This window comes from Streptomyces sp. NPDC032161 (assembly GCF_040636995.1).
Classification (GTDB): Bacteria; Actinomycetota; Actinomycetes; order Streptomycetales; family Streptomycetaceae; genus Streptomyces.
The window spans coordinates 1,126,707-1,145,586 of the sequence record NZ_JBEZVN010000001.1 but is presented as its reverse complement, the minus strand read 5'-3'; the positions used below and the strand labels follow the sequence as shown (position 1 = coordinate 1,145,586).

Sequence of the window (18,880 nt, the reverse complement as noted above, 5' to 3'; positions counted from 1 at the left end):
CGTTCCGACAACGCGGCGAGGTGCCGTAGCTGTCGTCGTGCGCCCGCCAGGGATTACGGGACAGTCCTTAGACGTAGGACGACGGCCGTGTCCGGTACGGCCCCCCGTACCGGACACGGCCGTCTTCGCGTCCGCGCCCGCCCCTCAGGTCGTTCGGCTCAGATCGAGCGCCGCGCCTCCAGGGCGGCCCGCCAGGACGGCGGGAGGTTGCGGACGACCTCGATGCCGGAGAAGACGGACGGCTCCTGCGGGCCGACCTCCTTCACCCAGCGGGCCATGCGGCCGATGCCGTCCTCCAGCTCGACCGGGGCCGCGGGGGCGCCGAACACCTTGTGGGCCTTCTCGTGGGTGGCGTAGGCGTCGCGCACCTCGTCGCGCTCGGGAAGGTGGTTGACGCGCAGCTCCACGTCCATCGCCTCGCAGACCGCCGCCGCGATCCGGTTGACGGTGTAGACCCGGTCGCCGCCGACGTTGAAGATCTCGTTGTACGCCTCGGGGACGTGGACCGAGCGGGCGATGGCCGGAGCCACGTCCTTGATGTAGCTGAACGCGCGGGTCTGCTCGCCGTCGCCGAAGACGGTGAACTCCTCGCCGCGCAGCGCCTGGTTCATGAAGATGCCGATGACGTTGCGGTACCGGTCGCCGATGTTCTGGTACTCGCCGTAGACGTTGTGCGGCCGGAAGATGATGTACGGCAGGCCGAACATCCGGTGGGTGACGTGGAGTTCCTGCTCGACGGAGAACTTCGCGATGCCGTACGGGTCCTCGGGCGCCGGTACGAGGTCCTCGCGCATCGGGAGCTGCCCCGCGCCGTAGACGGCGATGGACGAGGTGAACACGAAGCACTTGACCGAGCCCGCGTTGACGGCGGCGTTGATCAGGTTGACGCTGCCGACCACGTTGTTCATGTAGTTGAAGCGCTTGATGAAGTGGCTCAGTCCCTCGGCGGCGTACGCGGCGAGGTGGAAGACGTAGTCGACGCGGTGCGCGGCGAACACGGCGTCGACCACCTCGGGGTCGCAGACGCTGCCGTGCCGGAACTCGGCGCCCGCCGGGACGTTGCCGCGGGCGCCGCCGCTGAGGTCGTCGAGGACGATCACCTGGTGGCCCGCGGCGAGGAGTTCGCGCGCCACGTGGGAGCCGATGAAGCCGGCGCCGCCGGTGACGAGGGAGACGGGGGCGGTGTCCTGGCCGGTGGTGCTGCCGGTGTTCATACGGATTCCTTCTCTCTGGGGACGGGGGCGGAGTGCGGGGGAGTGCCGGTCGCGGACCGGCTGCCGAGGCCCAGCAGACCGAGTGCCGGGCCGGTCATCACCGTGGTGAGCACGGCCATGACGACCAGGACGGTGAACGCGTTCTGATTGATGAGCCCGGCGTCGAGTCCGGCCCTGAGCACGACGATCTCGGTGACGCCGCGGGCGTTGAGGAGCACACCGAGTCCGAGCGAGTACCGCCAGGACAGCCCCGCGGTACGGGCGGTGACGGCGGTTCCGGCGAGCTTGCCGGCCACCGCGGTGACGACCGCGACCGCCGCGGCCAGCAGCAGCCCGGCGTGCCCGGTGACCTGGGTGAGGTCGACGGTCATGCCGACGGACAGGAAGAACAGGGGCAGCAGCAGCCGGCGGTTGAGGGAGTCGACCCGGACCTGCACGGCGGTCAGGGCGCTGCCCGCGCGGTGCGGCAGCAGCAGCCCGGCGAGGAACGCGCCGAAGATGGAGTGGACGCCGATCAGGTCGGTGAGCCGGGCCAGCGAGAACACGAGCAGCAGCAGGAAGACCAGCCGGGCGGCGGCGGGCAGCCCGGCCTGGTCCGCCCACCGCTCGGCGGCCCGGACCAGGGGGCGGCCCAGCAGCAGCACCACGGCCGCGACCGCGGCGGCCAGCAGCACCGTGCCGCCGGCCCCCCAGACGCTGCCCGCCCCGGCCACGGCCATGGCGGTGGCCAGCGCGCCCCAGGCGATGACGTCGCAGGCCGCCGCGCAGGTCATCGCCATCGTGCCGAGCGGGTGCCGGGACAGGCCCGACTCCTGGACGATCCGGGCCAGCACCGGGAACGCGGTGATGCTCATCGCCGTGCCGAGGAAGATCGCGAAGGGCAGGAAGCCCACGCGCCCGGCGGCGAACTCGTGGTACACGAGCCCGGACGACAGCACGCCGAGCACGAACGGGATGATCATGCTGCCCTGGCTGACCGCGCCCACCACCCGCCCGCTGCGGCGGAGCTGGGAGGGATCGAACTCGGAGCCCACGGAGAACATGAAGAGGATGAGGCCGACCTGGGCGAGCAGCCCGAGGACCGGCTGGGCGGCGTCGGGGAAGAACAGTTCCTTCGAGACCGGGAGGAACGCCCCCAGGCAGGAGGGGCCGAGCAGCAGACCGGCCGCGATCTCGCCGACGACCGGCGGCTGGCCGAGCCTGCGGGCGAGCGCGCCGCCCGCCGCGGCGACGGCGGCGACCGCGGCCAGCGCGCCCACTATGCGCAGCAGCGTCTCGCTGGCCTGGGTGGCCTCGGCGGGAGGCGTCGCGGTGATGCCCGAGGGGAGGTCGTCGGGCACGCCGAGGCCGAGGCCGAGCACGGCGAAGAGCGCGCCCAGGGCGAGGACGGAGATCAGCAGGGGGTAGACGATGCCGCGCCAGGCCGGGCGGCCGCCCGCCGCGTCGGTGTCCGCCGGGATGTCGCCGTCGGTTTCTTCCTCGGCGGGTCTGCGGGTGGTCCGAGGACGATTCATCGGGTGAGCTCCTCAGGTGGTCGGGTCCGCGCTCGGGGCACGGTGGTCACGGGCACGGTGGTCACGGTGCGGTGGTGACGGGTGCGGTCACGGGACCGGTGCGGCGGCGGGCCCCGGGGCGGTCCGCAGCAGGAGCCGGGCGGCCAGGACGTGGGCGATCTCCCCGGCCACGAGCGCGGTGACCGCCCCGAGCGCGCCGAGCGCGGGCACCAGCACCAGTCCGAGCAGGACCGCGCAGACCAGCCCGGCCACCGAACCGGCGGCGGTGACCCGCAGGGTGCGCGTGGTGGCGTTCTCCAGCAGGTAGTTGAGGCTGCCGACCGCGAAGAACAGCGGTACGCACAGGACGTACAGGAGCAGTACGGCGACCGGGGGCGACACCAGGCCGCTCTGTTCGGCGTGCCGGGTGAGCAGCAGCGCGGCGGGGGTCCACAGGATCCCGGCCACCGCGACCTGCGGCAGCCGCCGGACGATCCGGCGGTCCAGCCGGGTGTCCGTCACGCCGCGCAGGGTCAGCGACACATGGGGCTGGAACAGCCGCAGCAGGTAGCCGAAACCGTTCAGCAGCACGGACGAGGCGAGCACCATCAGATAGAGGTGGCCGCTCTGTTCGTGGTGGCCGGAGGCGCCGAGCAGGGCGAAGAGCAGGCTGAGCGTGCCGGAGGCCGCCACGTCCCCGGACGCCATGAGCAGGGAGGTGCCGACCGCGGGCGCGACCAGCCGGCGGCGCACCGGCCGGGCGGCGGCCCGGTACAGCGCGGGCAGATGGGCCAGGTCGAGCAGGGCGGTCCCGCCGAGGATCCAGCCGATGAAGGCCACCGGCCCCCAGTCGAGCAGGGCCGTGAGGGCGGTTCCGGCGACGATGATCAGTGACAGGGCCGCGAAGTTGGCGATGTCGGCCCGGTTGCGGCCGAGCGCCCGGCACAGCCCGACGAGGACCGTGTTCAGGCCGAGGAGGGCGGCGTACAGCCCGGCGAGCAGCGCCGCCATCCGGTGGTCGCCGGACGGGACGAACACCACCGCGCAGCCCAGCCACAGCACGACGGCACCGGTGAGGGCCAGGGCACAGGTCAGGAAGACGGTGATCAGCTGGCCGCCGGTGCGGCGGGCCCGCGGCACCAGCTTCAGGGCGGACTTCTCGATGCCGAGCGAGGTGATGGTGGTGAGGACCTGGGCGGTGCCCATGGCGCCGGCGTAGTGGGCGTACGGCCCCTGGCCCCAGCTGGCGAGGAGGGCGGCGTTCGCCCCGACCAGGGCGAGCCGGAAGGCGGCGCGTCCGGCGAGCAGCGAGGTCAGCAGGCCGACGGTGGGCCGCCGCGAGGCGGCCGCCCCGCCCGTCCTCGGATCCCGGTCCTGGTCCGGTGGGACGGTCCCGGCCGTCTTCCGGTCCTTCGGGGTGGACCCGTTCGTCCCCCGGTCCGGTGCCGGGGCCGGGGCGGCGGCCGTCATGGTGTGTCGGCCGGCACCGGCCGGGGTGCCACCGCCTCGGAGGTGACGAAGCGGCCCTTGCCGCCCGCCGTGATCTCGATCCGGTCGGCCCGGACGACCCGCAGCGGGAACACGCACTCGGCCACGGTGTGCAGTCGCTCGGTCACCCCCGCGCACAGCGCGTCCCAGGCGTCGTCGTCCATGGCCTCGGCCGGGACGACGTCGAGCCGCACCGCGCCCTCGCGGTCCTGGTGGACGGCGCACTCGGCGATGCCCGGGAAGGTCGCCGCCAGGTGCAGGAAGGTGTCCGGGTACAGCTGGCGGCCGGTGGGCAGCAGGACCGAGTCGTTGACCCGGCCGGCGGTCAGGCGCAGGGTGCGAAAGCGCCGCCCGCACGGGCAGGGCCGCGTCTCGATCCGGCCGACGTCGCCGAGGTCGTAGCGGATCAGCGGCATCGCGCGTTCCATGAACGCGGTCACCACGACCCGGCCCCCGGCGCCGTCGGGCAGCGGCCGGTCCTCCTCGTCCAGGATCTCCACCAGGAGGCGGTCCTCCGCGAGGTGGGCCCGGCCGTACCGGCAGTCGTACGCGACGTTGAGGACCTCGAACGCCGAGTACTCGTCGCGCACCGGCACCCCGAACTCCTTCTCGAACAGGGCGCGGTGGGCGTCGACGAGGAGTTCGGACTCGGTCATGACAAGGCGCAGGGTCCGGCGCAGGGCGGCCAGTTCGGCCGGTGTCAGGGCCCGGAGCAGGGCCCGCAGGTGCACCGGGTACCCGATGACGACCTGGGGCCGTTCGGCGAGGAGTTCGGCCTTGATGTCCTCCATGGGCCGGTCGGTGAGCAGGACGTGACGGCGGAACAGCCCGGCCTTCTCGAAGCCGCGCGAGGGCGGTGCGAAGGGCCGGATGTGCGAGAGCCGGTCGGTCGGCAGGTACCGGCGGGTCGCCAGGAACCGGCGTACGCACGCGGCCATGTGGTAGTCGTGGCTGCGCTGGTCGTGCACCACGGTCACCCGGCGGCCGGTGGATCCGCTGGTCCGGAACGTCGGCAGGGTGCCGGGGGTCACGCCGTCGGCGAGGAAGTCCTCCAGGGGCCTGGCGCGCAGGACCTCCTTGTTCAGGACCGGGAGCCGGGCCGCCCCGGCGAGGGTGCGCAGCGGCCCGGTGCGGTAGGCCGGGTCGTCGCGGTAGTACGGCACCCGGGCGCGGGCGTGCGCCAGCATCCGGTTGAGCTGGCTCAGCTGGCGTCGGCGCAGCGAGCCCCGGGTGCCGTACTGGCGGGCGTACGTGACGGGCACGTACACGGCCTCTCGGAGGAACATCGTCGTCGTCTCCTCGTCGTCTCCTGGGCGCGGGCGGTCGTCAGCCGGCCGTGCGGGCCCCGGCGTCGGGGGTCCTGGTGTCGCGGTCGGCGGCGTCACGGGTCGTGGCGTCGCCCGCCCCGGAGCCGCGGACCTCGGAGCCGGGACGGTTCGAGCGGCGCAGCAGCCGGGCGACCGGGGTGAACCAGCGGGTGGGCGCGAACAGCACGAACACGACGAGCACGAGGTGGGTGATGATGAACGCGTACGCCTCGTACTTGCTGGCGGCGTGGCCGAGGAAGACCGTCATGTGCGAGGCCCAGGTCCACACCTCGGGAATGGTCTGCCACTGCGGGTCGGTGTGGTCGTTGACGGTGAGGTAGGCGAAGTCCTCGACGCCGGAGAGCATCAGCAGGATCATCGCGTAGGACAGCCGGCGCACCAGGTGGGAGGCGCCGCCGCCGACGCGGAACGAGAAGACGAGGCTCAGCACGACGAACGGCGTCAGCGTCAGGATGTAGTAGTAGAGCTCGGGGTGGTCCTCGGCGACGAAGAAGATCTTCGGCACGAAGTAGATGAAGTAGACGAGGAAGCAGAGCGGTATCGCCAGGTGGAGGTGGATCCTCCTGGCCCATGCCGGGTCGAGCTGGGCGACCGCCTCGGTGGCCAGGACGAACGGCACCAGCTTGAACAGCAGGATGCCGAGGCTCTTGACCTCGCGGTCGTGGGGCATGACGAACCACACGATGCCCGCGAAGACACCGGCGAGTACGAAGAGGATCAGGAAGGGCGCGTTGCGCCGGACGGTGTTCAAGGGGTCTTCTCCGTAAGGAGTCGGGTGTCGGAGCCGGGGCCGGGAGCGGCGTCGGTGGCGGGCGGGATGCGGGGGGCGCGGTCCGGGTCGGGTTCCACGTCGAAGCGCATCAGGGCGTCGGCGCGGGCGCGCGCCTCGCGGAGTTCGGCGTGGCTGTCGGCGACGAGCAGGAGGTAGCCGAGCTTGTGGCCCGCCTGGGTGTAGCGGTGGACCCGGCCGCCGGGGCTCGCGAAGATCTGGAGTTCGGCGGTCTGCGGCAGGGCGCGGACGGCGTCGGCCCCCTCGACGGCGCGCAGGACGCCGTCGGTGTCGCTGGTGAGGATCCGCAGGGCCGTCTTCTTGTTGTGGCGGGGCGTCAGGTCGAAGTCCTCGCCCAGCGCGAGGCGCAGCGCGGCCTCGTAGGTGTTGATGCCGTAGGCGTGCTTGACCAGGAGCGGCATGCCGTTGCCGCCGAGCCGGGCGCCCATCTCGATGAAGCGGATCTCCTCGGTGTGCTCGTCGACGACGAAGTCGAAGTTGACCGGGCCGTCGACGTGTCCGAGCTCCCCGCAGACATCCATGATCAGGGAGCGGAGCCGGATCTCGGTGGCGGGCGCCAGTTCGGCCGGCACCGTGTGGCCGGTGGTGATCATCCGGGGGGCGCCGGTGGTGGTGCGTTCGGTCACGGCGACGGTGCCGAGCCGGGCGCCCCGCAGGAACGCCTCGGCGGACAGGTGCCGGCCGAGCAGCATCTCCTCGACGATCACCTGCCCGGAGAAGGAGTAGCGCCGCGCCTCGTCGAGGGCCGCGGGCAGCGCCTCGGGGTCGGCGACGACCTGGACGCCCTTGCTGCCGGAGGAGTCGCTCGGCTTGACGATGACGGGCATCGGCAACTCGGCTGCGGCCCGGCGCAGTTCGGCGGGATCGTCGGACTGGACGTGCCGGTAGGTGGGCAGGCCGAGCCGGGCGAGGACGGAGTGGAAATAGCCCTTGTCGACGGAGGCCCGTACGGCGTCCGGGGACGGCTGGTGCGGGGTCTTCAGGAGTCTGCTCAGTTCGGCGACCGATTCCTGGGCCGCGTCGCTGGCGGGCGAGACGACCGCCGCGACGTCGAGGTGCCCGACCCTGGCCGCGATCCGCTGCGGATCGCGGGTCGTCATGCACAGGAACAGGTCGGCGGCGGCGGCGCCGAGCGCCTCGGGGCGCTGGTCGACGCCGATGACGCCGTGGCCGAGGCGGCGGGCCTCGTGGTAGGCGGGCAGCTGGTCCTCGCCCCCGCCGAGCACGAGGATGTGGGACTTGGTCATGGCAGATTCCCTGTCTGCAGCATCGGTCCGGGGGTCGCCCGGCCGGTGGGCTCGTTCTGGTACGCGTAGAGGTCGTCGCGCGGCCGTACGGGGATGTTGGCCTCGCGGATCTGGTAGCGCGGCAGCCCGGCGCTGCCGCGCATGATGCGCACCAGGTAGCGGGCGAGCAGCGCGAGCGCGCCGAGACCGGCGGCGTGCAGGACCACGGACGCGGTGGCGAGGAGGGGGACGCCGCCGTGGCCGATCGCGAGCGCCGCGGCAGCGGCGGCGGCTGCCGCCGCCGCGACGTAGACGAGGGCGAGGGGCCGGTAGGAGAAGCCGACGAACAGGTCGATCGCGTGCCGGAACAGCTTGCCCAGCGACCACTTGCCCCGGCCCGCGCTGCGCGCGGAGTGCGCGGTCTCCACCGTGGTGTACCGCGCGCCGATCAGCGGCAGGGTGGCGATGAAGTACGGGGTGCTGACCTCGCAGTCGGCGACCTTGCGGGCCACCGCGGTGCGCACCACCCGGAACACCGAGGCGTGCACGGGCAGTTCGATCCCGAGGATCCGGGTGGCGATGGCCTGGTGGCCCCGGGTGCCGAGCCGGCGGTACCAGGGGTCCTGGCGGGCCCTGCGGACCGCGAAGACCGCGTCGTAGTCGCCCTCCACGGCCCGCCCCGCCAGCCGGTGGAGTTCGGCGGGCGGGGACTGGAGGTCGGCGTCGAGCTGGACCGTCCATTCCTTCGAGGCGTAGGCGAACCCGGCGGTGAAGGCCGATTCGAGGCCGAAGTTGCGGGCGAACGAGAGATAGGCGACGCGCGGGTCCGACGCGGCTATTCGCTTGATGATCTCAAGGGTGCGGTCGGTGCTTCCGTCGTCGATGAAGAGGATCTCGGAATCCTCGTACCGGTATATCTCCTTCTTGATTTCCAGGTATGCCTGCTCTATGCACTCCTCCTCGTTGTAACAGGGCACCATCGCGGTGATCGAAAGCGTGGCAGGCAACCTGGCCATCATTCGCAGCTCTCTCTTGTTCCGCCCCTCCGGAATTCTGATTCCTAGTCGAACATCGCCGTCATGGTCTCGTGCGTGGCGGTCTTCGACAGGTCGGCGCCGCTGGCCCAGCAGGTGTTCAGGATGATGCGGGTCTTGTCCGCGTTCAGCGGGACCGTGCGGTGCAGCGTGGTGTCGGAGCGCAGGAAGTACAGGTCGCCCTTGGCGTGCCCGTAGGAGCGGATCGGGTGCTCCTGGAGGTACTCCTCGACGCGCGGGTCGTCCTTGTTCCAGTCCGTGTGCGGGATGGCCTGGAGCATGCCGCCGAACTCCAGGGCCGGCGCCTCGATCAGCCAGATGACGGTGAAGCTGAAGTCGCCCCAGTGCCAGCCGTGGGTGTCACCCTTCTGGTGCTGGCGGGTGATGATGTACTTCTCCTCGTCCCACGGGCAGTCCATCACCTCTTCCTTGGCCAGGCGGGACAGGAAGCCCTTGAGCGCGGGGGACTCGTAGACGGCGGGGATGAGCGAGCCGTCCGAGGCGATCGCCTTCTGGCCGACCGTCGACATGTAGCGCGGCGAGTCGCCGGTCTCCTTGAGGCGGATGTCGATGCGCTTCTGGTGGGTGTCGATCAGCTGGTGCGTCTCGTCGGCGACCGCGGCGAAGACCTCCTCGGAGACCAGACCGGGAAGCTTGACGTAGCCCTCGCGGCGGAAGTGCTGGGAGAGCTTGAGGACTTCGTGGTCGCTGCTGAAGCGCTCCGTGATGTTCTTCGAGATCAGCTCTTCCACATTGGCCGCGGTGATGGCGTTCTGCGACATGGGGGTACGACTCCTTACGCATTGCGGCTGCCGGAATTCACGGTTCGGGTTTCCCCGCGCTCCCCGTGCCCGGTCGCTGTTGACGGCTCGATTCTGCTGGGAGGCCCGTCGGCGCCGGTAGTGTCCCGTTCACCGATTACGCGTGAACAACCTTCGCCGGCCACCCCGCATGAGGAACCCACATCGCATGTGAGATCTTCATTCCTGGGCATTCGATGAGAAATGCACGCTTGCGGTGGCCGGTATCTTCCTGTCACATTCCAATGCGCCCCGGGGATCAATCCTGCGATTCCCGTACGGGTACGCCATGCGATTCCAGGGACGTGATTCCGGGGACGCGAATCCGGGGGACGCGATTCCAGGGAGGGTATGAGAATGGCCAGGAAAGCTGTAGTGGCCGGCGGGGCGGGATTCCTCGGCTCGCATCTGTGCGAACGGCTGCTCGCGGACGGCTGGGGCGTCGTCTGCGTCGACAACTTCAGCACCGGCGATCCGCAGAACGTGGCCCACTTGGCCGACGAGCACGGGTTCCGGCTGATCGAGGCCGATGTGTGCGAGGGGCCGCTCGCCGTCGAGGGCGAGGTCACGGCCGTACTGAACCTCGCCTCGCCCGCGTCCCCCGTCGACTACCTCGAACTGCCGCTGGAGACCCTTCGGGTGGGGGCCGAGGGTACCCGCCATCTGCTGGACCTCGCCCGGGAGAAGAACGCCCGGTTCGTGCTCGCCTCCACGTCGGAGACGTACGGCGACCCGCTGGTGCATCCGCAGCCCGAGAGCTACTGGGGCAACGTCAACCCGGTCGGGCCGCGGTCCGTGTACGACGAGGCGAAGCGGTACGCCGAGGCGCTGACCATGGCCTACCGGCGCACGTACGGCGTCGACACCGGCATCGTCCGCATCTTCAACACGTACGGGCCCCGCATGCGCGCCCACGACGGCCGTGCCGTGCCCACGTTCATCCGGCAGGCACTCGCCGGGGAGCCGATCACGGTGGCCGGTGACGGGTCGCAGACCCGGTCGCTGTGCTACGTGTCCGACCTGGTCGACGGCCTGGCGCGGATGGCCGGGCACACGCTGGCCGGCCCGGTCAACCTCGGCAACCAGGAGGAGATCTCGATGCTCCGGCTCGCCGAGTGGATCCGCGAACTCACCGCGTCCCGGTCCGCCATCGTGCGGGTGCCGCGGCCGGTGGACGACCCGTCGGTGCGCCGCCCGGACACCACCCGGGCCCGCGAGGACCTCGACTGGCGGCCGACGTTCAGCACCGCGCGGGGCCTGGCGGAGACCGTCGCGTGGTTCCGGAGCCTGTCCCGGGGCGAGCGCGGGGCCCTGCAGTTGACGGGTGCAGAGGATTTGTAGGCACGACCGGCATCCTGTTCGGGCAGTTGTGCGACGAGGGGGATCGACGTGTCGGCCCTGGGCAGTTTCTCGAGGGTCCCGTCCGGCCGGGGTGGCCCGGAGGGCCGTCGGGCGCGTCCGCCGTCCGGCCGGGGGCGCCCGGACGCGCCCCGGGGCTGCCCGGGGTCCCGCCGCAGATGCCTGGAGCTCCGCCGGGAGTGTCCGCACACGCGTCGGGCGCCGGACGGTACACCGCACCGGACACCAGGCGATGCGCCACGTCCGGCGCCCGACGTCGGCCCGGGAGGGAGCCTCGCCGGTCCGCGAGGGCTGCTCACCGGTCCGCGCGGACGGCGAGGGCGGGTTTCAGACGCAGAGCCAGCCCCGGCCGGCGGCGAGGACGCCCGCCTCGAACCGGCTGCGGGCGCCCAGCCGTTGCATCAGATCGGCCGTGATGCGCCGGGTCGTGCGCACCGACACCCCCAGCTGACGGGCGATCGCGTCGTCCGTCATGCCCTGGCCGAGCAGTTCGAGCACCGCCCGTTCCGGCGGCGAGAGCGGGTCCTCGCCGGTACGGGACGCGGTCTCGCCCAGCGGGCGCGCCTGCTGCCAGGTGTGTTCGAAGAAGGCCAGCAGCGCGGCCACGGCGCCGGTGCCGTGCAGCACCAGGGCGCCCAGATCCGCGGCGGTCGGGTCCACCGGGACGATCGCCGTGTCCCGGTCGTAGATGAGCATCCGCGACGGCAGCCGGGGCACGGTCCGTACCTGGCCGCCGCGCGCCCCGAGCCAGTTCACGTACTCCCGGGTGGCCGGCGAGTTCGCGGCGCTGTCGAGGAACAGGTACCGCAGCTGGACGCCCCGGTCGACGGCCGCCCGGTCGAGCGGCCGGGCGGCGTCCAGGTTCTCCGCGCTCTGCGCGCCGCCCGGTACGAACGCCGCCACCTCGGTGGTGCAGGTGCTCGCGAGATGCTCGATCTTGGACTGGATCTGGTCCATCGTCCTGAGCTTCTGCACCTCGTTGGCGGTCTGGCCGCCCGAGGCGCGGATATCGGCCAGCATCCGGGTCATGGCGAGCCGGCTCGCGCTGATCTGGCGCTGGCGTTCGAGGACCTCCTCCTCCTGGCTCATCAGGAGCGCGGTCAGTCCCAGTTCGGGGTCGACGGGCCGTCCCGGACCGCCGTCCGCCGACGGACGCACGAGCGAGAGCGCGGCCAGCCGGTCCAGCGCTGCACGAAAGCGCTCCTCCGTCCAGCCCAATTGACTTACGAGACCGGAAATGCCCCCTGTACCGCCGGCGAGCATCGCGCGGTACACCGCTTCCTCGTCCGGCCCGAGGCCCAGTTGACGCAGCATCTATCCCTCCCCCAAAGGCAGAAGCCCCACAGTCCGCACGCGACACCCACCTGGGTGGCGGGTGCGGCCGATGTGAGCCAACACCTTATTCGATGGCCGAAAGTTCACAGGAGTTCCACGGAATCGGCTATGGCGAGTGGAAGGCGGTCGTCATGTACGTCGTGAACCTTCACCCCGATCCGGCCCACGTTCGCTGGGCCGGTGACGTCGGCGCGGCGCTGTGGGGGGCGGTCCGTCCCGGCCACGGGGTGGAGCACATCTACGCCCAGCCGGCGCCCTCGGGGGCCGCGGTGCTCTTTCTGTGCCAGCCCACCCTGGCGGACGCCGAACGCGCCGCCGACGACGTCCTGGCGCGGTGTCCGGCGCGCTTCACGAGGGGGTCGGTCGTGCCGCTGACCATGCTGGTCGAGCTGCTGGCCCACGAGAGCAATTCCTGGTGACGAGCCGTCGCCACGAGCGGGCGCCGCACCGCCGCGCGGTCCACGATCTTGTCCGTGTCCTGCCATTGCAGCTCCCTGACAGAGATGAACCCTGTGCAAAGTTCTGGCCATTGCGCAGAGTTGATACCACCGGTCAGGACGCCTCGCCAGAACGGCGAAGCCTCACGGCAGATCTTCGTACGACCACACGAGGCCCGCCCGTACCGGTAAGAGCCTGTCGGGTGACCTCTGACAGGGCGGCCGCGCCCGGTCAGAGGTCACCCCCGACAGGCTCCAAGGGGAGACCGCCGCACGTGACCGGACCCGGCCCCGTGCGCACAACAGGGGGACATGATGCACTTTTCGTACGGAACCACCCGCACCCGGACAGTCGCCGCCGAGACGTCCGGCCCTCACTTCCACGAGTACCGCACGGGCTTCCACGAGTACCGCACGGGCGAGCCCGGCAACATCTGGGGCCCGTGACCCCGTGGCCGCGAAGCAGACCCCGTACCCGGACACGCGAGCCCCGCACCCGGACATGGCGCGAGCCGCGCGTCCGGACACGACGGAAACCCTGTACCTGAATCTGCTCGGGCCGGTGGAGGCCCACCGTGGCGCCACCCCGCTCAACCTCGGCGGCGCCAAACCCCGCACGGTCCTGGCGGCCCTGCTGATGGCCCGCGGCCGGGTCGTCGCCGACACCGAGCTCACCGCACTGCTGTGGGGCGACCGCCCGCCCGCCACCTGCACCGCCCAGATCCACACGTACGCCTCCCGGGTGCGCCGACTGCTCGGCTCCGGCATCGACGTGGAGCGCCGCCGCCCCGGCTACCTCATCCGGCTGCCGGAGCACGGCGTCCACGTCGACCTGCTCGCCTTCCAGGAGCGGGCGGCGCGCGGTGCCGCCGCGCTCGCCGCGGGTGACGCGCGGACCGCGGCCGACACCCTGCGCGACGCCCTCGCCTGCTGGCGGGGCGAGGCGCTGGGCGGCGTCTGCGACCCGCTCGTCGTCGCCGGGCGCGACCGGCTGGAGGAGGAGCGCCTGGTCGCCCTCGAACGGCGTATGGACGCCGACCTGGAACTGGGACGGCACGGCGAACTGATCCCCGAGCTCATCGCCGAGATCGCCTCCCACCCGCTGCGCGAGGGGCTGCGCGCGAAGCTGATGACCGCGCTGTACCGGGCGGGCCGGCAGGCCGACGCGCTCGCCGCCTACCGGGCCGCCCGCGCCACGCTGGCCGAGGAGCTGGGACTGGACCCCTGCGCCGAACTCCAGCGACTGCACCAGGCCCTGCTCACCGGCCACCCGTCCCTGCTCCAGCCGCGCCCCGTCCCCACCGCCGCCGTACCGGCCACCACCGCGCCGGCCGCCGCGGCCCCCGTCCCCGCCCCGCTTCCCGTGCCCGCCGAACTGCCGCCCGCACCCGTCCGCTTCACCGGCCGCGACCAGGAGGTGCTGCGGCTGAGCACGGCCCTGAGCGACCACCGCCCGCGCGGCGGCGAACCGGCCGTGCACGTCGTGACCGGCATGATCGGCGTCGGAAAGACGGCCGTGGTGCTCCGGACCGCGCACCGGGTCCGGCACCGCTACCCGGACGGTCAGATCCACCTCGACCTGCGCGGCTCCGGCCCGGACCCGCTCGACCCGGCGGACGCGCTCGCCGAGCTGCTGCGGCTGCTCGGTGTGGCCCCCGACCGGATTCCGGCCGGTTCCGACGACCGGGTACGGGCCTATCGCACCCGGATCGCGGACCGGCGGCTGCTGCTCGTCCTCGACGACGCGGCCGACGAGCGCCGGCTGCGCCCGCTGCTGCCGGTGACCGAAGGCTGCGCGGCCCTGATCACGAGCCGCTGCGCGCTGCCCGCCCTCGACGGCGTGGGCCGGATCGCGCTGCGCCCGCTCCCCGCGGCGGACGCCCGCGGGCTGTTCGACGCGCTGGCGGGCCCGGCCCGTACCGCCGCCGAACCACGGGCGGCCGATGCCGTCGTCGAGGCGTGCGCGGGGCTGCCGCTGGCGCTGCGCATCGCCGGCCTGCGGGCCGCCGCCCGGCCGCTGCGTCCGCTGGCGACGCTCGCCCGGCGGCTGACCGCACCGCACCGGGCCCTGGACGAACTCGTCCTGGGCGACCTGTCGGTGCGGGAGGGCCTGATGGGCGGGTACCGCAGACTCGCCCCGCCGGGCCGACGCGCCCTGCGGTTCCTGTCGGCGCTGGGCCCGCACCCCGTGCCGCCGGAGACCGCCGCCCGCGCGCTCGGCGTCGGGCGCGACCGGGCCGAGGACCTGCTCGACGGGCTCGCCGAGGAGCACTGGACCGAGCGGGTCGACCTCGGCGGCGGCCCAGGCCACCGGCTGCACCCGTTGGTCCGGCTGTTCGCCGGGGAGTTGCTGGCCCGCGAGGAGGGCGGCGTACCGCTGCCCCTGCCGGTACGGTCCGGCGGCGGTGTCCCGCTGTCGCCGCCCGTGCGGTCCGCGGCCGGACCCGTGCTCCCGGTGGGGGCGGCGGCCGGACCCGTGCCGCCGGTGCGGTGCGCGGTCGGCGTCCCGCTCGCGCTGTCGCCGGGACCGGTCCCGGTCCGCCTCCGTGCCGGTCGGGCGAACTGACCCGTACGGCGAGGACCGGGGCCGCGCCCCGCACCCATCGGGCGAGCCCGGCCGGTGCGGGCCCGTGTCGCCCCTGCGCGCCCGCACCGGCCGTGCTGACCCGGGCGGACCGTGTCGACCCCGGGCGGGCCCGAGCCGAGCGGATTCCGACCCCGGGCGGGCCCGAGGCGAGCGGAGTCGGCCCGGGGCGGGCCGTGGGGGCCGCCGCCCGCCGCTCGTACGACTCGCCCCGCGGCACACCGCCGCCGGTCTCCACCTGGCGGCACCGACGGAGATGAGGCACAGTCCGCACATGCCCGCACCTTCTGGATTCAGTTACGAGACCCGCGCCGACGGCACGGTCGTCATCACCCACCGCGGCCGCAAGGCCACCACCCTGCGCGGCCCCCGCGCCGCGCAGTTCGTCGCCGAGATCGAATCCGGCGACGAACAGGCCGTCATGGCCCGCTGGACCGGCTCCTACAAGTTCGGCAACGAACGCACCGCCCGCAACCATCCGAGAAACCAACGGCGGCGTGGCTGACACGCGCGCCGCCCGACCCGAAGGACACCTGCCACCCTTGACTGACACCACGACCCTCTCTCCCGCACCCCGCCGGATCGCCGTGTTCGGCGCGGGCTACATCGGCCTGGTGACCGGGGCCTGCTTCGCCGAACTCGGTCACCGGGTGGTGGTACGGGATATCCAGCCGGAGCGGGTCGCCCTGCTGCGCTCCGGAGACGTCCCGTTCTTCGAACCGGGCCTCGGCGACCTGATCATCCGGAACAAGGAACGGCTGTCGTTCACCCTCGACGCGGACGAGGCCGTACGGGACGCCGAAGCCGTGTTCGTCTGCGTCGACACCCCGCCCACGGCGTCCGGCGACGCCGACCTCTCCCGGGTGTGGGCCGTCGTCGAGGCGCTGAAGAACACCGCGTCGCACCTGGTCGCGATCGTGGTGAAGAGCACGGTGCCGGTCGGCACCGGCAGCCGGGTGCGGGCCGCCCTCGACGAGGCGGGCCTGAGCGGCGTCGGCTACGCCTCGAACCCCGAGTTCACCGCCGAGGGAAGCGCGGTCGCCGACTTCCTGCACCCCGACCGGGTGGTGATCGGAGCCTTCGACGAGGCCACCGCCCACTGGGTGGAGGGGCTGTACACCGGCATCGAAGGACCGGTGGAGACCATGGACGTCGCGTCGGCCGAGATGGTGAAGCTCGCGTCCAACGCGCTGCTCGCCACGAAGATCACCTTCATCAACGAGATCGCGACCGTGTGCGAGGCCACCGGGGCGGACATCACACAGGTGGCCCGCGCGGTCGGCCGCGACCACCGCCTCGGCCCGCACTTCCTCAACGCCGGGCTCGGCTACGGGGGTTCGTGCTTCCCGAAGGACTCCCGGGCGCTGCGCGCGATGGCCAGCAACTCCGGCTATCCCTTCCAACTGCTCAACGCCGTCATCGAGGTCAACGAGCTCCAGCCCCGGCGCGCCATCCAGCGCCTGAAGTCCGAACTGGGCGGGCTGCGGGGGCGCCGCGTCGCCCTCCTCGGCCTGACGTTCAAGCCCGGTACGGACGACATGCGCGAGGCCCCCAGCACCGTCATCGCCTCCCGCCTCCTGGCCGAGGGCGCGGAGGTGACCTGCTGGGACCCGATGGCCCGCCCCGGCGAGGCCGAGCCCTGGATCTCGACGACCCGTCACCAAGGCGTGGCGGACGCCGTGACGGACGCCGACGCGGCCGTACTCGTCACCGAGTGGCCCGAACTGGCCGACGTCGACTGGCATGCCGCGGCCCGCCGCATGCGTACCCCGCTGATCCTTGACGGCCGCAACCTGCTGGACCCCGAGGCGCTGCTGGACGCGGGCTTCACGTACATGAGCGTGGGCCGGGCGACGCGGTACGGCCGGGCCACGCGGTAAGGAGGCGCGGCACGGTACGACCGGCCGCACGGGCTCGAAGTTTCGGGCGCGCACGGGCGCGTGGGTGGGACGGAAAGGAAGCGGTCGGGCGAACGCGTGTGCGTGGGGTGCACGCGAAGAGCGTGGAGGCCAGTACCCGGCATCGACGACGAAACAGCGACTGTTCCCGGTCCTGAACGCGCCGATCCGTACGCGACCAGCGGGGTACGGCTGCCACGTTCGCGCGAGCGCGGGGTCGGCCCAGATGGTCTTGTGCGGAAAAGGCCCCTGGAAACCGCCCCCGGCGGGCCTTCCACGCGTGCGCGCCCTCTTGAGCCTCCTCGCGCCTCTAGATGCCGACAGAGTGTCGGCATCTAATCTCCACATGACCATCCTCACCGAGCGCGAAGCGCCGACCCCTGATGGCATCAACCCCGCGCGCGCACGCCGCGCCGTGCGGGCCCTCTACACCGGCCCGGCCCTCACCGCCGCCGACCTGAGCGCCCCACTCCTAGTCCTCCCCGGCAGCACCCTCCAGGGCGACTCGCTGCCCGGGGCCGTTACCCTGGAAGGCATCCCGGAGACCGTCGCCCGCTGGGCCGAACTCGGTATCCACGGCGTCAAGGTCTTTTCGTACGGCCACGACCGCGACGGCCGCGCTTCCGGCGCCACGGCCCCCAACAACCGCATGATCCGCGCGATCGGCGCAGCGAAGGCGACCGCCCCGGACACCGCCGTCACCACCGAGGTCTGCGGCTGCTCCTGGACTGACCACGGCGAATGCGTCCTGCGCACCAGGGACGGCGGCATCGACCTCGAAGCCACCTACCGGCTCATGGCGACCATGGCAGTCCAGCACGCCGATGCGGGCGCTGACGTCGTGTCTCCAACGGCGATGCTCGACGGGTCGATCCGCGTCGTCCGTACGGCACTCGACGAGGCCGGGCACCGCGATGTCGGCGTGAACCCGAACCTCGCCATCCACACGACGCTCTACGGTCCCTTCAAGTCCCTCATGAACACCGACCCCCGGGCCGGGCACCGCCGGGGCTTCCAGCTCGAGCCGGGCCGCGCCGAGCGGGACACGATCGTCCAGGCCCGCCGCTGGATCACCGAAGGCGCGGAGTCCCTCACCCTCCAGCCCGTCATGACGGCCGTCGACGTCCTCGTACGGCTCCGCGACGACCAGAAGGTGCCGATCGTCGCCTACTCCACGTCCGGCGAGTGGGGCGCGCTCCAAGCCCTCGGCCCGGCCGGCATGGTCGAGTACCTGGCCATGCTCAAGCGCGCGGGCGCGGACCAGATCCTGACCTTCGCCGCCGGTACTGTCGCCCGGCACCTGGAAGCATCCCGTGCGTGACACCCTCTACCAGCGCCCGCCGCAGCTCGACGGAATCCTCGCCGACGCCGCCCGCGCCAACTTCGCGATGTCCTGCGAGGACCGCACCGGCTCCCTCCTCGCCACCCTCGCCGCGTCCAAGCCGGGCGGCCTGTTCGTCGAGCTCGGTACCGGCGTCGGCGCGGGGGCCGCGTGGCTCACGTCTGGAATGGACGCCACCGCCCGCCTCATCACCGTCGAGCAGGACGACGACGTGCAGGCCATCGCACGGCGGCACCTCGGCGACGATCCCCGCATCGAGCTCGTCACCGCTGATGCGGACACGTGGCTCACCGAGCAGGAGCCGGGGGAGCGGTTCGATTTCGTCTACGTCGATTGCAGGCCCGGGAAGTACCTGCGCCTGCCCGACCTCCTCGCCCTGCTCAAGCCCGGCGCGCTCTACGTCGTCGACGACATGCTTCCGCAGGTCACATGGCCCGAGGACCACCAGCCGAGGGCCGACGGCTTCCTCGAACGACTGCCCGATGTCCACAACTTGCGTGCCACGCCGATGAGCTGGGCCTCCGGGTTGGTGGTGGCTGCCCGCATCTGAGG

General features: G+C 72.4%; 17 protein-coding genes. 8 read left to right on the top strand and 9 right to left on the bottom strand.

The features are described from left to right. Window positions 1-158: 158 nt before the first annotated feature. The 8 genes from AB0E67_RS04860 to AB0E67_RS04825 all read right to left on the bottom strand — a co-directional run bounded on the left by AB0E67_RS04860 (window position 159) and on the right by AB0E67_RS04825 (window position 9,355). On the bottom strand, window positions 159-1,214 hold the full coding sequence (locus tag AB0E67_RS04860) for an NAD-dependent epimerase/dehydratase family protein (protein WP_362020946.1): 1,056 nt from the start codon (window positions 1,212-1,214) through the stop codon (window positions 159-161). Continuing rightward, window positions 1,211-2,728 (bottom strand): cation:proton antiporter, encoded by a 1,518-nt coding sequence (locus AB0E67_RS04855; RefSeq protein ID WP_362020943.1) that lies wholly within the window; start codon window positions 2,726-2,728, stop codon window positions 1,211-1,213. The genes AB0E67_RS04860 and AB0E67_RS04855 overlap by 4 nt, the downstream gene beginning before the upstream one ends. Before the next feature lie 87 nt (window positions 2,729-2,815). Then, window positions 2,816-4,177 (bottom strand): hypothetical protein, encoded by a 1,362-nt coding sequence (locus AB0E67_RS04850; RefSeq protein ID WP_362020940.1) that lies wholly within the window; start codon window positions 4,175-4,177, stop codon window positions 2,816-2,818. After that, a complete protein-coding gene (locus tag AB0E67_RS04845; protein WP_362020938.1) occupies window positions 4,174-5,481 on the bottom strand; it encodes a phenylacetate--CoA ligase family protein in 1,308 nt (435 codons plus the stop codon). The genes AB0E67_RS04850 and AB0E67_RS04845 overlap by 4 nt, the downstream gene beginning before the upstream one ends. 40 nt (window positions 5,482-5,521) lie before the next feature. Beyond that, a complete protein-coding gene (locus AB0E67_RS04840; RefSeq protein WP_362020937.1) occupies window positions 5,522-6,274 on the bottom strand; it encodes a hypothetical protein in 753 nt (250 codons plus the stop codon). Next, window positions 6,271-7,560 carry an ATP-grasp domain-containing protein gene (locus AB0E67_RS04835; RefSeq protein WP_362020934.1) on the bottom strand — a complete coding sequence of 430 codons (1,290 nt, stop codon included), beginning with the start codon at window positions 7,558-7,560 and terminating at the stop codon, window positions 6,271-6,273. The genes AB0E67_RS04840 and AB0E67_RS04835 overlap by 4 nt, the downstream gene beginning before the upstream one ends. Continuing rightward, complete coding sequence (locus AB0E67_RS04830) at window positions 7,557-8,555, bottom strand: glycosyltransferase family 2 protein (RefSeq protein ID WP_362020931.1); 999 nt, start codon at window positions 8,553-8,555, stop codon at window positions 7,557-7,559. The genes AB0E67_RS04835 and AB0E67_RS04830 overlap by 4 nt, the downstream gene beginning before the upstream one ends. A 44-nt stretch (window positions 8,556-8,599) precedes the next feature. Further along, window positions 8,600-9,355, bottom strand: a complete 756-nt coding sequence (locus AB0E67_RS04825; protein ID WP_351519282.1) for an ArpA protein — start codon at window positions 9,353-9,355, stop codon at window positions 8,600-8,602. Between the two features lie 375 nt (window positions 9,356-9,730). Here AB0E67_RS04825 and AB0E67_RS04820 point away from each other — a divergent pair, with 375 nt between their 5' ends. Next, window positions 9,731-10,714, top strand: a complete 984-nt coding sequence (locus AB0E67_RS04820) for a UDP-glucuronic acid decarboxylase family protein (protein ID WP_362020928.1) — start codon at window positions 9,731-9,733, stop codon at window positions 10,712-10,714. A 345-nt stretch (window positions 10,715-11,059) separates the two neighbouring features. Here AB0E67_RS04820 and AB0E67_RS04815 read toward each other — a convergent pair whose 3' ends face one another. Beyond that, window positions 11,060-12,046, bottom strand: a complete 987-nt coding sequence (locus tag AB0E67_RS04815) for a LuxR C-terminal-related transcriptional regulator (protein ID WP_362020925.1) — start codon at window positions 12,044-12,046, stop codon at window positions 11,060-11,062. A gap of 92 nt (window positions 12,047-12,138) precedes the next feature. On the opposite strand from AB0E67_RS04815, the gene AB0E67_RS04810 reads away from it, so the two are divergent. From AB0E67_RS04810 to AB0E67_RS04780, 7 genes are all read left to right on the top strand, one after another. Then, on the top strand, window positions 12,139-12,486 hold the full coding sequence (locus AB0E67_RS04810; RefSeq protein ID WP_362020922.1) for a hypothetical protein: 348 nt from the start codon (window positions 12,139-12,141) through the stop codon (window positions 12,484-12,486). Window positions 12,487-12,816: 330 nt separating this feature from the next. Continuing rightward, window positions 12,817-12,951, top strand: coding sequence for a hypothetical protein (locus AB0E67_RS04805; protein ID WP_362020919.1), 135 nt, complete (start codon window positions 12,817-12,819; stop codon window positions 12,949-12,951). A 4-nt stretch (window positions 12,952-12,955) separates the two neighbouring features. Then, the gene (locus tag AB0E67_RS04800; RefSeq protein WP_362020916.1) at window positions 12,956-15,070 is read left to right on the top strand and encodes a BTAD domain-containing putative transcriptional regulator; all 2,115 of its coding nucleotides are present in this window, start codon (window positions 12,956-12,958) and stop codon (window positions 15,068-15,070) included. A gap of 292 nt (window positions 15,071-15,362) precedes the next feature. Beyond that, a complete protein-coding gene (locus AB0E67_RS04795; protein ID WP_073786841.1) occupies window positions 15,363-15,593 on the top strand; it encodes a hypothetical protein in 231 nt (76 codons plus the stop codon). A gap of 37 nt (window positions 15,594-15,630) precedes the next feature. Continuing rightward, on the top strand, window positions 15,631-16,968 hold the full coding sequence (locus tag AB0E67_RS04790) for a UDP-glucose/GDP-mannose dehydrogenase family protein (RefSeq protein WP_362020914.1): 1,338 nt from the start codon (window positions 15,631-15,633) through the stop codon (window positions 16,966-16,968). Between the two features lie 364 nt (window positions 16,969-17,332). Beyond that, window positions 17,333-18,307 carry a hypothetical protein gene (locus AB0E67_RS04785; RefSeq protein ID WP_362020912.1) on the top strand — a complete coding sequence of 325 codons (975 nt, stop codon included), beginning with the start codon at window positions 17,333-17,335 and terminating at the stop codon, window positions 18,305-18,307. Next, window positions 18,300-18,878: a class I SAM-dependent methyltransferase gene (locus AB0E67_RS04780; RefSeq protein WP_362020909.1), complete on the top strand. Its 579-nt coding sequence runs from the start codon at window positions 18,300-18,302 to the stop codon at window positions 18,876-18,878. The genes AB0E67_RS04785 and AB0E67_RS04780 overlap by 8 nt, the downstream gene beginning before the upstream one ends. Window positions 18,879-18,880: the final 2 nt, after the last annotated feature.

What these genes read in the sequence shown, in the direction of transcription:
- AB0E67_RS04860 (WP_362020946.1), bottom strand. Translation starts at nt 1,214, where the DNA reads ATGAACACCGGCAGCACCACCGGCCAGGACACCGCCCCCGTCTCCCTC.
- AB0E67_RS04855 (WP_362020943.1), bottom strand. Translation starts at nt 2,728, where the DNA reads ATGAATCGTCCTCGGACCACCCGCAGACCCGCCGAGGAAGAAACCGAC.
- AB0E67_RS04850 (WP_362020940.1), bottom strand. Translation starts at nt 4,177, where the DNA reads ATGACGGCCGCCGCCCCGGCCCCGGCACCGGACCGGGGGACGAACGGG.
- AB0E67_RS04845 (WP_362020938.1), bottom strand. Translation starts at nt 5,481, where the DNA reads ATGTTCCTCCGAGAGGCCGTGTACGTGCCCGTCACGTACGCCCGCCAG.
- AB0E67_RS04835 (WP_362020934.1), bottom strand. Translation starts at nt 7,560, where the DNA reads ATGACCAAGTCCCACATCCTCGTGCTCGGCGGGGGCGAGGACCAGCTG.
- AB0E67_RS04830 (WP_362020931.1), bottom strand. Translation starts at nt 8,555, where the DNA reads ATGGCCAGGTTGCCTGCCACGCTTTCGATCACCGCGATGGTGCCCTGT.
- AB0E67_RS04825 (WP_351519282.1), bottom strand. Translation starts at nt 9,355, where the DNA reads ATGTCGCAGAACGCCATCACCGCGGCCAATGTGGAAGAGCTGATCTCG.
- AB0E67_RS04820 (WP_362020928.1), top strand. Translation starts at nt 9,731, where the DNA reads ATGGCCAGGAAAGCTGTAGTGGCCGGCGGGGCGGGATTCCTCGGCTCG.
- AB0E67_RS04815 (WP_362020925.1), bottom strand. Translation starts at nt 12,046, where the DNA reads ATGCTGCGTCAACTGGGCCTCGGGCCGGACGAGGAAGCGGTGTACCGC.
- AB0E67_RS04810 (WP_362020922.1), top strand. Translation starts at nt 12,139, where the DNA reads ATGGCCGAAAGTTCACAGGAGTTCCACGGAATCGGCTATGGCGAGTGG.
- AB0E67_RS04805 (WP_362020919.1), top strand. Translation starts at nt 12,817, where the DNA reads ATGATGCACTTTTCGTACGGAACCACCCGCACCCGGACAGTCGCCGCC.
- AB0E67_RS04795 (WP_073786841.1), top strand. Translation starts at nt 15,363, where the DNA reads ATGCCCGCACCTTCTGGATTCAGTTACGAGACCCGCGCCGACGGCACG.
- AB0E67_RS04785 (WP_362020912.1), top strand. Translation starts at nt 17,333, where the DNA reads ATGACCATCCTCACCGAGCGCGAAGCGCCGACCCCTGATGGCATCAAC.